This window comes from Streptomyces sp. CA-146814 (genome assembly GCF_050942385.1).
Taxonomy (GTDB): Bacteria; Actinomycetota; Actinomycetes; order Streptomycetales; family Streptomycetaceae; genus Streptomyces.
This window is the reverse complement of the sequence record NZ_CP192068.1, coordinates 372,361-386,102: the sequence shown is the minus strand read 5'-3', so window position 1 is coordinate 386,102 and position 13,742 is coordinate 372,361. Positions and strand designations below refer to the sequence as shown.

General features: G+C 70.6%; 9 protein-coding genes. 8 read left to right on the top strand and 1 reads right to left on the bottom strand.

From position 1 onward, the window contains the following. Positions 1-21: 21 nt before the first annotated feature. The 4 genes from ACQP09_RS01525 to ACQP09_RS01510 are packed head-to-tail and all read left to right on the top strand — an operon-like array spanning position 22 to position 4,050. The gene (locus tag ACQP09_RS01525; protein WP_433395318.1) at positions 22-1,062 is read left to right on the top strand and encodes an iron-siderophore ABC transporter substrate-binding protein; all 1,041 of its coding nucleotides are present in this window, start codon (positions 22-24) and stop codon (positions 1,060-1,062) included. 35 nt (positions 1,063-1,097) lie between these two features. After that, complete coding sequence (locus tag ACQP09_RS01520) at positions 1,098-2,102, top strand: FecCD family ABC transporter permease (RefSeq protein WP_433406458.1); 1,005 nt, start codon at positions 1,098-1,100, stop codon at positions 2,100-2,102. Beyond that, the gene (locus ACQP09_RS01515) at positions 2,099-3,172 is read left to right on the top strand and encodes a FecCD family ABC transporter permease (protein WP_433395316.1); all 1,074 of its coding nucleotides are present in this window, start codon (positions 2,099-2,101) and stop codon (positions 3,170-3,172) included. The genes ACQP09_RS01520 and ACQP09_RS01515 overlap by 4 nt, the downstream gene beginning before the upstream one ends. Then, positions 3,169-4,050, top strand: a complete 882-nt coding sequence (locus tag ACQP09_RS01510) for an ABC transporter ATP-binding protein (RefSeq protein ID WP_433395315.1) — start codon at positions 3,169-3,171, stop codon at positions 4,048-4,050. Before ACQP09_RS01515 ends, ACQP09_RS01510 begins: the two co-directional genes overlap by 4 nt. Here ACQP09_RS01510 and ACQP09_RS01505 read toward each other — a convergent pair. Continuing rightward, positions 3,981-5,126: a Dyp-type peroxidase gene (locus tag ACQP09_RS01505; protein WP_433395313.1), complete on the bottom strand. Its 1,146-nt coding sequence runs from the start codon at positions 5,124-5,126 to the stop codon at positions 3,981-3,983. The genes ACQP09_RS01510 and ACQP09_RS01505 overlap by 70 nt on opposite strands. A 336-nt stretch (positions 5,127-5,462) precedes the next feature. Here ACQP09_RS01505 and ACQP09_RS01500 point away from each other — a divergent pair, with 336 nt between their 5' ends. The 4 genes from ACQP09_RS01500 (at position 5,463) to ACQP09_RS01485 (ending at position 13,665) form a co-directional block, all read left to right on the top strand. Further along, a complete protein-coding gene (locus tag ACQP09_RS01500) occupies positions 5,463-6,698 on the top strand; it encodes a cytochrome P450 (protein WP_433395311.1) in 1,236 nt (411 codons plus the stop codon). A 19-nt stretch (positions 6,699-6,717) separates the two neighbouring features. Beyond that, positions 6,718-7,851 carry a type III polyketide synthase gene (locus tag ACQP09_RS01495; protein ID WP_433406457.1) on the top strand — a complete coding sequence of 378 codons (1,134 nt, stop codon included), beginning with the start codon at positions 6,718-6,720 and terminating at the stop codon, positions 7,849-7,851. A gap of 103 nt (positions 7,852-7,954) precedes the next feature. Beyond that, positions 7,955-9,145, top strand: a complete 1,191-nt coding sequence (locus ACQP09_RS01490; protein ID WP_433395309.1) for a S8 family peptidase — start codon at positions 7,955-7,957, stop codon at positions 9,143-9,145. A gap of 230 nt (positions 9,146-9,375) precedes the next feature. Further along, entirely contained in the window at positions 9,376-13,665 is a 4,290-nt protein-coding gene (locus ACQP09_RS01485) for a discoidin domain-containing protein (protein ID WP_433395307.1), read from the top strand. The last annotated feature ends 77 nt before the right edge of the window (positions 13,666-13,742 follow it).

The window sequence follows — 13,742 nt, the reverse complement described above, 5'->3', positions numbered from 1 at the left end:
CGGAAAGCCGGGTACTCACCCATGTCCTCACACCGCCTCCGCCTGCTCGCCGTGGCAGCCGCCCTCGTCTCCGTCGCCGCCTGCGGCGGGAACGGAAGCGGCGCCGCCGAGACCAAGAAGGACGAGGCGGGCGCCGCCGGCTCCTTCCCGCTGACGGTCGAGCACGCCCTGGGCAAGACCACCATCCCCGCCAAGCCGAAGCGTGTCGCCACGGTCAACTGGGCCAACCACGAAGTGCCGCTGGCGCTCGGTGTCGTGCCGGTCGGCATGGCCTCCGCCAACTTCGGCGACGACGACGGCGACGGAGTGCTGCCCTGGGTCGAGGAGCGGCTGAAGGAGCTCAAGGCCAAGACGCCGGTGCTGTTCGACGAGACCGACGGCATCGACTTCGAAGCCGTCGCCGACACGAAGCCCGACGTCATCCTGGCCGCGTACTCCGGACTGACCAAGAAGGACTACGAGACCCTCAGCGAGATCGCCCCGGTCGTCGCCTACCCGGACGCCGCCTGGGCGACCCCGTGGCGCGAGATCATCCGTACCAACAGCGAGGCGATCGGCCTCGCCGACGAGGGCGAGAAGCTGATCACGAAGCTCGACGGCGACATAGCGAAGACCGCCGCCAAGTACCCGCAGCTCAAGGGCAAGTCGGCGATGTTCATGACGCACGTCGACCCCAACGACGTCAGCGAGATCGGCTTCTACACCGAACACGACACCCGGACCCAGTTCTTCAAGGACCTGGGCATGACGACCCCGGGCAGCATCGAGAAGGCGTCCGAGGGCACGGACAAGTTCGCCCTCACCAAGAGCGCCGAGCAGATCGACGCGTTCGACGACGTCGACATCATCACCGGCTACGGCGACGACACCGGCGACCTGCTCAAGGCGATCACCAAGGACCCGCTGCTCTCCAAGATCCCCGCCGTGAAGCGCGGCTCGACGTACCTCCTGCCCGGCAGCTCGCCGCTGGCCACCGCCGCCAACCCGACGCCCCTGTCGATCAGTTACGTGCTCGACGACTACGCCGCCGCTCTCGCCGAGGCCGCGGACAAGGTCAAGTGACCGCTTCCACCGACCGGCGCCCGTCGGACGCCACCATGGCCCGGCGTCCGGCGGGCGTCCGCACGCTCTGGCTCCACGCCGCCGCCCTCGTCCTGGCCGCCGTCATGGTGGCGTCGATCGCCTTCGGCTCGCGCGATGTGCCGTGGGCCGACGTCCAGGCGGCGCTCGGCGGCGCCGACGGGACCCTCGGCCAGGCGGCGGCCACGAAGCGGATCCCCCGTACGGTCCTCGCGGTCGTCATCGGCGCGGCGCTGGGCCTCGCCGGTGGGGTGATGCAGGGTGTGACCCGTAACCCTCTCGCCGACCCGGGCATCCTCGGCGTCAACATGGGTGCCTCGCTCGCCGTCGTCACCGCCGTCGCGTTCTTCGGGCTCTCCTCGCCGACCGGCTACATCTGGGTCGCCATCGCGGGCGCCGCCCTGTCGGCCCTGTTCGTCTACACCGTCGGGACGCTCGGCAGAGGAGGCGCCACACCGCTCAAGCTGGCGCTCGCCGGGGCCGCCACCTCGGCGGCCTTCGCCTCGCTGGTGAGCGCCGTCATCCTGCCGCGTAACGACATCGCCGGATCCTTCAAGCTCTGGCAGATCGGCGGCGTCGGCGGCGCCTCCTTCGAGCGCATCGGACAGGTGGCGCCGTTCCTCGCGGTCGGCTTCGCCATCTGTCTGCTCTCCGCGCGCGCTCTCAACTCGCTCGCTCTGGGTGACGAGTTGGCGGCGGGTCTCGGTGAACGCGTCGCCGTCGCCCGGGCGGTGGCCGCGCTCGGCGCCGTCCTGCTCTGCGGAGCCGCGACCGCCGTCGCCGGGCCCATCGGCTTCGTCGGCCTCGTCGTCCCGCACACCTGCCGGCTGCTCGTCGGCGTCGACCACCGCTGGCTGCTGCCGCTCTCCGCGCTGCTCGGCGCGGTCCTGCTCACCGCCGCCGACGTGGCCGGCCGGATCGTCGCGCGGCCCGCGGAGATCGACGTGGGCATCGTGACCGCGCTGATCGGCGCCCCCTTCTTCATCTACATCGTCCGCCGACAGAAGGTGCGTGCCCTGTGAGCGCCCCCGCCCTCACCCGGCCGGCCCCGCGCGAGGCGGCCCCCGCGTCCGTCGCGGCCGCCACCCGCCGCCGGATCCGCGGCGCGTCGCGTAGGCGCCGAGTGATCCTGGTCCTGGCCGTCCTCGTCGTCGCCGCGTTCGCCGTGACGCTGATGGCGGGCCGTACGTTCTATCCGCCCGGCGACGTCCTGCGGGTGATCCTCGGCGAGCAGGTGTCCGGCGCCTCCTTCACCGTCGGGCGGCTCCGGCTGCCGCGCGCGGTCCTCGCCGTGGTCGCCGGATTCAGCTTCGGGCTCGCCGGTGTCACCTTCCAGACGATGCTCCGCAACCCGCTCGCCAGCCCCGACATCATCGGCATCAGCTCCGGGGCGAGCGCGGCGGCGGCCATCGCGATCGTCACGCTCTCGCTCGGCGAGGTGCAGGTCTCCGTCCTCGCCATCGCCGCCGGACTCGGCGTCGCGCTGCTCGTCTACTCGCTGGCGTTCCGGGGCGGAGTCGTCGGCACCCGGCTCATCCTCATCGGCATCGGGATCTCCGCGATGCTCGACAGCGTCACCTCCTACGTCCTGTCCCAGGCCGCCGAATGGGACCTCCAGGAGGCGATGCGCTGGCTGACCGGCAGCCTCAACGGCGCCACCTGGGACCAGGTCGTCCCCGCCCTCGCCGCGGCCGCCGTCCTCACCCCGCTCCTCCTCGGCCAGGCCCGCAGCCTCTCCGCGATGCAGCTCGGCGACGACACCGCTTCCGCTCTCGGCGTACGGGTCGAACGCACCCGGATCACCGTGATCGTGGCCGCCGTCGGGCTCATCGCCTTCGCCACGGCCGCCGCCGGACCCATCGCGTTCGTCGCGTTCCTCTCCGGGCCCATCGCCGCCCGGATCGTCGGCGCGGGCGGCTCGCTGCTGGTGCCCGCCGGGCTCGTCGGCGCGCTGCTGGTCCTCGTCGCGGACTTCACCGGCCAGTTCGCCTTCGGCGAGCGCTACCCCGTGGGCGTCGTCACCGGCGTCCTCGGCGCCCCGTACCTCGTCTACCTGATCATCCGCACCAACCGGGCGGGAGGCTCGCTATGACCACCGACCACCAACTGACCGCCGAACACCTCACCCTCGGCTACGGAGACCGTACGGTCGTCTCCGCGCTCGACCTGGTGGTGCCGCCCGGCGCGGTCACCGTCATCGTCGGCGCCAACGCCTGCGGCAAGTCGACCCTGCTGCGTTCCATGTCCCGCCTCCTCGCACCCCGCGAGGGCCGGGTCGTCCTGGACGGCAAGGAGGTGCACCGCCTCCCCGCCAAGGAACTGGCCCGTACGCTCGGTCTGCTGCCGCAGTCCCCGGTCGCGCCCGAAGGCATCACGGTCTCCGACCTCGTGGGCCGGGGCCGCCACCCGCACCAGTCGATGTTCTCCCGCTGGAACGAGAAGGACGACGCCGCCGTCGCCTCGGCCCTGGAGGCGACCGCCACCGAAACGCTCGCCGACCGCGCGGTCGACGAACTCTCCGGCGGCCAGCGCCAGCGCGTCTGGATCGCCATGGCGCTGGCCCAGCAGACCGATCTGCTCCTCCTGGACGAGCCCACCACGTTCCTGGACGCCAGCCACCAGATCGAGGTCCTGGACCTCCTCACCGACCTGAACCGGTCACGCGGTACGACGATCGTGATGGTCCTCCACGACCTCAACCTCGCCGCCCGGTACGCCGACCACCTCATCGCCCTCGCCGACGGCAAGCTGCACTCCTTCGGCACTCCGGCCGAGGTGCTCACCGAGGAAACCGTCCGCGCGGTCTTCGGTCTGGAGAGCCGCGTCATCGAGGACCCCGTCTCCGGCCGGCCGCTGATGCTGCCGATCGGCCGCCACCACGTGCGGGAGAGGCCGGGCCCTCAGGAGCCGAGCAGCGCGGAGCCGTACCAGTCCGATGCGTCCGCCACCCCCGGCAGCGTGAGGAAGTAGCCGCCGCCCGTCGTGGTGCTGAAGTCGGCGAACCGCTCGCCCTCCAGCCGCTTCTGCACGGTCGCGAACTGCCGGGCGATGTCCCGCTGGTAGCAGCAGAAGACCAGCCCCACATCGAGCGTGCCGTCGGGCGCGAGGCCCCGGTCGATGTTGTAGCTCCGGCGCAGCAGCACCGAGTCCTCGCTTCCAGGGGTCCGCGGATTGGCCCGGCGGATGTGCGAGTCCAGCGGGGTGACCCGGCCCTCCGGGTCCCGCCCGTAGTCCGGCAGATCGCTCTCCTTCCGTCCGTCGAGCGGCGCCCCGGTCGACTTGCGGCGCCCGAAGATCCGCTCCTGCTCACCGAGCGGGACCCGGTCCCACGCCTCGGCCCGCAACCGGATCGTGCGCAGCACCTGGTAGCTCCCGCCGCGCGCCCACCCCGGCGCCTCCGACCCGACCCAGACCAGCCGGTCCATCTCCCGCGCCGACGCCGTGTCCGGGTGCGCGGTGCCGTCCTTGAAGCCGACGAACGACCGCGGGGAGCCTTCGGGGCGCGGCGGGTTGAGGAATCCGTCGGCCCGCCACCGCGTCCGCAGCAGCCCTGTGGTCTCCCGCGCCAGATCCCGTACGACATGGAGGACGGCGTCCGGGTTCTGCGCGCAGACCTGCACCGAGAGATCGCCGTGAGAGCTTCCCGGGTCGAGCCGGTCGCCGGGGAACTCCGGCATCGGGACGAGTCCGGGCGGCACCGCGTCCGCCAGCCCGTACCGTCCGTCGAAGAGCGAGGCACCGACCCCGACGGTGATGGTCAGCCGGTCCTCCGGGCCCCGCACCGCCGCCACGTCCGGATCCAGCGGGGTGACCCCGGCCGTCAGGATGCGGCACCGTACGGTCAGCTTCTTCAGGAGCGCCGCCAGCTCGGCCCGGTCACGCGCGAGCACGTCGAAGGCGGCGAAACCGCCGAACCGCTGCTGCCGGGTGAGGATCCCCGCCTGGTGCGCCCCGTGGAACGGCACCCGGCCGTCGCCGGAACCGGCCGCCGGCGCGGCGGAGGCCGTCCCCACCGCCACCGTGCCGGTCAGCCCCACAGCCCCCACGACACTCGCGGCTCCTCGTACGAAAACCCGTCGGCCGGGACGCGTATCCCGGCGCTGGTCACTTTCCGTCATGGTCGTTCTCCTTCCGGGATCTTGGCGGTCCGCTCCGTCTCCTCGGCGCCACCGCACGGAACGCCAGCTCAGCACGGTTTCCTCGGGCAGGACGGGTCGCTTGGGCCGGGCGGCTGAGCGCCGGGGCGTGCGCCCCCCTGATCGGCTGACTGCGGAGCGTGAGTGACATGTTTCCCGGCACGACGGGGGACACAGGGGAGGTCTGTTCCCGGGCCCGGAGCCGGGACGGCCTCGAACCCGAACCGGTCATTGGGAGAAACCTCGGTGGAGAACACCTCGGTGCAGCACGCCTCCGTGCAGGACAAGGAAACCGTACGGAGCTGTCCGTTCGACTTCGCACAGCAACTGGAATTCGACCCCCAGCTCAAGGAACTGCTCACCGAGGAGCCCGTCTCCCGTATCCGTATGGCGTACGGCGAGGGCGAGGCATGGCTCGTCACCCGGTACGAGGACGTCCGGACGGTCACCACCGACCGGCGCTTCAGCCGTGGCGCCGTCCTCGGCCGCGACTTCCCCCGGATGACCCCGGAACCGATCGTCCAGGCCGAATCCATCAACCTCATGGACCCGCCCGCCAGCAGCCGGCTGCGCAGCCTGGTCGCCAAGAGCTTCACCCCGCGCCGCGTCGAGCAGATGCGGGAGGGGACCCAGCGGGTGGTGGACCGGCTGCTGGACGGGATGGCGGACGAGGGCGCACCCGCCGACTTCTTCGCCCGGGTCGCCGCGCCGCTGCCGCTGATCACCATCTGCGAGGCGCTCGACATCCCCGAGGCCGACCGCCCCTGGCTCCGGGCCCACGCCATGACGATGATGAACGTCGGCGCGGCGGGCAAGGAGGACGCGGTACGGGCCAAGGCCGAACTGCGCGGCTACTTCACCGAACTGACCGCCGAGCGCCGCCGCTCCCCGGGCGAGGACCTCATCTCCACCCTGGCCACCGCCCGGGACGGCGACGAACTCCTCGACGACAAAGAACTCGCCGTCATGGCTATGGTCCTGCTCATCACCGGCCAGGACACCACGACGTACCAGCTCGGCAACATCGCCTACACCCTGCTCACCCGGCCCCAGCTGCTGAAGACGCTCCAGGCCGAACCCGAGCGGCTGCCCCGCACGCTGGAGGAGCTGCTGCGGTACATCCCCTTCCGCAAGGGCGTCGGCATCCCGCGGATCGCCCTGGAGGACGTGGAGCTCGGCGGGACCGTCATCAAGGCGGGCGACGTGGTCCACGTGTCGTATCTGACGGCCAACCGCGACCCCGCCAAGTTCGACCGCCCCGACGAGCTGGACCCCGACCGGCCGTCCATCCCGCACATGACCTTCGGCTGGGGCGCCCACCACTGCCTGGGCGCGCCGCTCGCCACCATGGAGCTGGAGGTGGCCTTCGCCACGCTCCTGGCCCGCTTCCCGGCCCTGCGTCTCGACGCGGAGCCCGAGGACATCCGGTGGAACACGACGTCCATCTGGCGTTACCCACTGGCTCTGCCCGTCACCTGGTGACGAGAGCCTCCGCTCCCAGATACGAGGAGAACCCATGGCGACCCTGTGCCGTCCGGCCATCGCTGTGCCCGAACACGTCATCACGATGCAGCAGACCCTGGAGCTGGCCCGGGAGACCCACCACGGGCACCCCCAGCGCGACCTCGTCCTGAGGCTCATCCGGAACACCGGCGTCCAGACCCGGCACCTGGTGCAGCCGATCGAGGAGACCCTCAGGCACCCCGGCTTCGAGCTCCGCAACCAGGTGTACGAGGCCGAGGCCAAGACCCGGGTCCCCGAAGTGGTGCGGCAGGCCCTCGCCAACGCCGACACCGAACCGGACGACATCGACCTGATCGTCTACGTCTCCTGCACGGGCTTCATGATGCCCTCGCTGACCGCCTGGCTCATCAACACCATGGGGTTCAGACCCGAGACCAGACAGCTTCCGATCGCCCAGCTCGGCTGCGCGGCAGGCGGCGCGGCGATCAACCGGGCGCACGACTTCTGCCGGGCCTACCCCGAATCCAACGTCCTCATCGTCTCCTGCGAGTTCTGCTCGCTCTGCTACCAGCCCACCGACATCGGCGTCGGGTCCTTGCTCTCCAACGGACTCTTCGGGGACGCCGTTTCCGCCGCCGTCGTCCGGGGGCAGGGCGGCACCGGCATGAAGCTGGAGCGCAACGGCTCCCACCTCGTGCCCGACACCGAGGACTGGATCTCCTACGCCGTCCGGGACACCGGATTCCACTTCCTGCTGGACAAGCGGGTGCCCGGCACCATGGAGATGCTCGCGCCGGTCCTGAAGGACCTGGTCGACCTGCACGGCTGGTCGGTGCCCGCCATGGACTTCTTCATCGTCCACGCCGGCGGCCCGCGCATCCTGGACGACCTCTGCCACTTCCTCGATCTGCCGATGGAGATGTTCCGCTACAGCCGGGCCACCCTCACCGAACGCGGCAACATCGCCAGCTCCGTCGTCTTCGACGCACTGGCCCGTCTCTTCGACGGCGGCGGTGCGGCCGAGTCCGCACAGGGCCTGATCGCCGGATTCGGGCCCGGCATCACCGCCGAGATCGCGGTGGGCAGCTGGGCGCACCACGGTCCGGCGGCCGACCCGGACCGGGAACTGGCCGACCTGGAGCTCAAGGCGGGCGTTGCGCTGTCCGGCTGAACCCGTGTTAAGGCGCCGTACGGGCGGGGACGAAGGACCGGGTATTCGCGCTTCGCGGTCGCACACCCGCACCGCGGACGTAACCCCACCCAAGGAGACCTGCATGCGCCTGCGCGCCCGATGGGCCCCGGCAGCCCTGCTGCTGATCGCGCCGTTGATCGGCACCACCACCCCGGCCGCCGCCGACACCGGACCGGAAGGGGTCCCGGTGGAGCGGTCCGCCCGGGCCGTCCCCGGGCAGTACATCGTCACCCTGGAGCCCGAACTCTCTCCGGACACCGTCCTGAAGGAGTTCGGGCTCCGCCCGTTGTTCACGTACGGGAACGTCCTGCACGGGTTCGCCGTCACGCTCACCGCCACCGAGCTGGAGGCCGTCCGGTCCGTCCCCGGCGTGCTCGCCGTCGAGGAGAACGCCGAGGTGGCCGTGGACACGCCCGGGACGGGCGGCCTCTTCCGGGCTCCGGCCGCCACCTGGGGCACCGACCGGATCGACCAGCGCGCCCTGCCGCTGGACGACACGTTCACCACCACCGCCACGGGTGACGGCGTGAAGGTGTACGTCGTCGACACCGGGATCGAGTCCGGTCACGCCGAGTTCGGCAGCCGGGTCGTCAGCGGCTACGACGCGGTCGGCGACGGCCGTGACGGGCAGGACTGCAACGGCCACGGCACCCATGTCGCCGGGACCGTCGGCGGCGGAACCTCCGGAGTGGCGAAGGACACGTCCCTGGTTAGCGTGCGGGTCCTGAACTGCCAGGGCCGGGGCACCTGGGCCGGCATCATCGCCGGGTTCGACTGGGTGGCCAAGGACGCGGCGGCCGGCTCCACCCCGGCCGTGCTGAACGCCTCGCTCGGCGGGGCCCGTTCGCGTGCCGTCGACGCGGCGGTCGAAGCCGTCGCGGACGCGGGCGTCGTGCCGGTCGTGGCGGCGGGCAACGAGGACAGTGACGCCTGCGACGTCTCTCCGGCCGCGGCCGACGGCGTGGTCACGGTGGGTGCGAGCGACCGGCAGGACCGGGAGACCGCGTTCAGCAACTGGGGCTCCTGCGTCTCGCTCTACGCCCCCGGCGCCGACATCGTCTCCGCGAAGCTCGGCGGCGGCACCACCTCCCTGAACGGCACCTCCATGGCCAGCCCGCACGTCGCGGGCGTCGCCGCCCTCTACAAGGAGGAGAACCCCTCGGCCACGCCCGCCGCCGTCGCGAACTGGCTGACCGACACCGCCACCCCGGACGTGCTCTCCGGGCTCGGCCAGGGCTCGCCGGATCTGCTGCTGTACACCGGCGGCCTCTGACACACCGCCAGGTGGGGCCGGTGAGCGGCGGGCGACACGCCCTCCGCCCACCGGCCTCCGCCATGTCCGGCTGTTGCCGGAACAGTGGACGGCCTCTCATTTCTCTGCAACTCTCTGACCGCACAACGCAAAACTGAGCCGTAGTGCGTGCAGAATCGCGTGTTTCCTGACTACGGATCCAGAGCCGCGCCCTCGTCGCGCCGTGCGCCGAGGCCGAAGATCGGGGAGCTATGAGAGCCCAACGCTGGAGATGGCGGGCGATATCCGCTGTGGTCGCGACCAGTCTTCTGATGATCGGCGTGCCGACGCTCGCCGCCTCGGCGGCCGACGGCCCCAACCTCGCCGCGGGCCGGGCCGCGGCGGCCAGCAGTGCCCATGCCGAGTACCCGGCCCCCAACGTCACCGACGGCAACGCGTCGACGTACTGGGAGAGCGCGGGCGGCAACCTGCCCCAGTGGGTGCAGACCGACCTCGGCACCTCCGCCCGGGTCGACGAGGTGACCCTGAAGCTCCCGCCGTCCTGGGAGAGCCGCTCGCAGACCCTGTCGCTCCAGGGCAGCGCGGACGGCACCAGCTTCGCGACGCTGAAGAGCTCGGCCGCGTACTCCTTCACCCCGGGCGCCGCCAACACGGTGAAGGTGTCCTTCCCGGCCACGCTGACCCGCTTCGTCCGGGTGCACATCACCGCCAACACCGGCTGGCAGGCCGCGCAGCTCTCCGAGCTGGAGGTGCGGGCGGCAGCCGCCTCCTCTGGGAACCTCGCCGCCGGCAAGGCCCTCAAGGCCAGTAGCAGCAACGGAAGTTACGTCGCCGCCAACGCCAACGACGGCAACCGGGCCAGCCATTGGGCGAGCCGGGAGAACGCCTTCCCGCAGTGGATCGAGGCCGACCTCGGAGCCTCGGTCCGCGTGGACCGGGTCGTCCTGCGGCTGCCCGACGGCTGGGCCGCCCGGAGCCAGACGCTGAAGCTCCAGGCCTCCACCAACGGCACGGAGTTCACCGACCTGACCACCTCCAGGGACTACCGCTTCGACGCGGCGGGCGGGCAGTCGGCGACGATCCCCTTCGACCCCACGACCACCCGGTACGTCCGCGTCCTGGTCACCGCCAACACCGGCAGCCCGTCAGCCCAGTTGGCCGAACTGGAGGTCTACGGACCCGCCACCGGCGACACCCAGGCGCCGACCGCACCGGCCGACCTGGCGTTCACCGAGCCCGCCACCGGCCAGATCCGGCTGACCTGGAAGGCGTCCACGGACAACACCGGCGTCACCGGCTACGACGTCTACGCCGACAACACGCTGCTGGCCTCCGTCGCGGGCAACGTCACGACGTATACCGACACCCGCCCGGCCGGGCAGACCGTCTCGTACCACGTACGCGCCAAGGACGCGGCGGGCAACGTCTCGGCCAACAGCAACACCGTCACCCGCACCGGCGACACCGGCGACACCCAGGCACCCACCGCCCCGACCGCGCTCGCGTTCACCGAACCGGCCGCCGGGCAGATCCGGCTCACCTGGCAGGCCTCCACCGACAACAAGGGCGTCACCGGCTACGACGTCTACGCCAACAACGTGCTGCGCGGCTCCGTCGCGGGCAACGTCCTGACGTACACCGACACCCAGCCGGTCACCACCACCGTCAGCTACTTCGTCCGGGCCAAGGACGCGGCGGGCAACGTCTCCACCAACAGCAACACCGTGACCCGCAACGGCTCCACGGGCGCCGCCTCCAACCTCGCGGTCAACAAGCCGATCACGGCCTCCTCGGTGGTGCACACCTTCGTCGCCACCAACGCCAACGACAACAACACCGCCACCTACTGGGAAGGCGCGGGCGGCAGTTACCCGAACACCCTCACCGTCCAGCTCGGCTCCAACGCCGACACCCAGAACGTCGTCGTCAAGCTCAACCCGGACAGCAGTTGGGGTCCGCGCACCCAGCGGATCGAGGTCCTGGGCCGCGAGCAGAACTCCTCGTCCCTCAACTCCCTTGTCGCTGCCAAGGATTACGCTTTCAGCCCGGCGAGCGGCAACACGGTGACCATCCCGGTGACCGCCCGCGTCGCCGATGTCCAGCTGAAGTTCACCGCCAACAGCGGCTCCGGCGCCGGTCAGGTCGCCGAGTTCCAGGTGCTGGGCGCTCCGGCCGCCAACCCCGACCTCCAGGTCACCGCCATCACCGCGTCGCCCGCCACCCCGGTGGAGTCCGACGCCATCACGCTGACCGCCACCGTCCGCAACGCGGGCGCGCTCGCCGCACCGGCGAGCAAGTTCGACTTCCGGCTCGGCGGCTCCAAGGTCGCCACCGGCAACGTCGGTGCTCTGGCCGCCGGTGCCTCCACCCAGGTCAGTGCCGCCATCGGCGCACGGGGCGCGGGCAGTTACGTCCTGAGCGCGGTCGCCGACCCGGGGAACGAGGTCATCGAGCAGAACGAGACCAACAACACCTACACGGCCGCCTCCCCGCTGGTCGTGCGGCCGGTCTCCAGCTCCGACCTGGTCGCCGCGTCCGTCACCACCTCGCCCTCCGCCCCGGCGGCGGGCGACACCGTCACCTTCTCCGTCGCCATCAAGAACCAGGGCACCATCGCCTCCGCAGGTGGCAGCCACGGCATCACGCTCACGCTGCTCAACTCCCAGGGCGCCACGGTGAAGACCTTCACCGGCGCGCACACCGGAGCCATCGCGGCCGGCGCCACCACCGCACCGGTCTCCCTCGGCACCTGGCCCGCCGCCAACGGCTCGTACACCCTGCGCACGGTCCTCGCCGCCGACGCCAACGAGCTCCCGGTCAAGCGCGAGAACAACACCTCCACCGAGTCCCTCTTCGTCGGACGCGGCGCCAACCTGCCGTACGACATGTACGAGGCGGAGGACGGCACCACCGGCGGCGGTGCCCAGGTCGTCGGCCCGAACAGGACCGTCGGCGACATCGCGGGCGAGGCCTCCGGACGCAAGGCCGTCACGCTCAACAACACCGGCAACTACGTGGAGTTCACCACCAGGAAGTCCACCAACACGCTGGTCACCCGGTTCTCCATCCCCGACTCCGCCGGCGGCGGCGGGATCAACTCCACGCTCAACATCTACGTCGACGGCACCTTCCTCAAGGCCATCGACCTCACCTCCAAGTACGCCTGGCTGTACGGCAACGAGGCCGCACCCGGCAACTCCCCGAGCGCCGGAGCGCCCCGCCACATCTATGACGAGGCCAACGTCATGCTGGGCCGGACGGTCCCGGCCGGAGCCAAGATCCGGCTCCAGAAGGACGCCGCCAACTCCTCCACGTACGCGATCGACTTCGTCAGCCTGGAGCAGGTCGCACCGGTCGCCAACCCGAACCCCGCGACGTACACCGTGCCGACCGGGTTCACCCACCAGGACGTCCAGAACGCCCTGGACCGGGTCCGCATGGACACCACCGGAAACCTGGTCGGCGTCTACCTGCCGGCGGGGGAGTACAGCACGGCGAGCAAGTTCCAGGTGTACGGCAAGGCGGTCAAGGTGGTCGGCGCCGGGCCCTGGTACACCCGGTTCAACGCACCGGCCACACAGGACAACACCGACATCGGCTTCCGGGCCGAGGCCAGCGCCAAGGGCTCCTTGTTCGCGAACTTCGCCTACTTCGGCAACTACACCTCCCGTATCGACGGGCCCGGCAAGGTGTTCGACTTCGCCAACGTGTCGGACATCGTCATCGACAACATCTGGAACGAGCACATGGTGTGCCTCTACTGGGGCGCCAACACCGACAACATCACCATCAAGAACTCCCGGATCCGCAACATGTTCGCCGACGGCATCAACATGACCAACGGGTCCACCGACAACCTCGTCACCAACAACGAGGCCCGCGCCACCGGTGACGACAGCTTCGCGCTCTTCTCGGCGATCGACGCCGGGGGAGCCGACATGAAGAACAACATCTACGAGAACCTGACCTCGATCCTCACCTGGCGCGCGGCGGGCGTGGCCGTCTACGGCGGCTACGACAACACCTTCCGCAACATCCACATCGCCGACACCCTGGTCTACTCCGGGATCACGGTCAGCTCGCTGGACTTCGGCTACCCGATGAACGGCTTCGGGACCCAGCCGACGAAGATCGAGAACATCTCGATCGTCCGGTCCGGCGGCCACTTCTGGGGATCGCAGACCTTCCCCGGGATCTGGCTCTTCTCGGCGTCCAAGGTGTTCCAGGGCATCCGGATCTCCAACGTGGACATCGTCGATCCGACGTACAGCGGCATTATGTTCCAGACGAACTACGTCGGCGGACAGCCGCAGTTCCCGATCAAGGACACCGTGCTCACCGACATCTCCATCTCCGGTGCGCGCAAGAGCGGTGACGCCTTCGACGCCAAGTCCGGCTTCGGGCTCTGGGCCAACGAGCTGCCGGAGGCGGGGCAGGGCCCGGCGGTCGGTGAGGTCACCTTCAACGGCCTGAGGCTCAGCAACAACGCCCAGGACATCCGGAACACGACGTCCACCTTCAAGATCAACATCAATCCGTAGCGAGGAACCGGAAGATCGCATGGAGGGGTGCTTCCCGTTGGCCGGGAAGTGCCCCTTCCGCGTACATTCCTTGCATC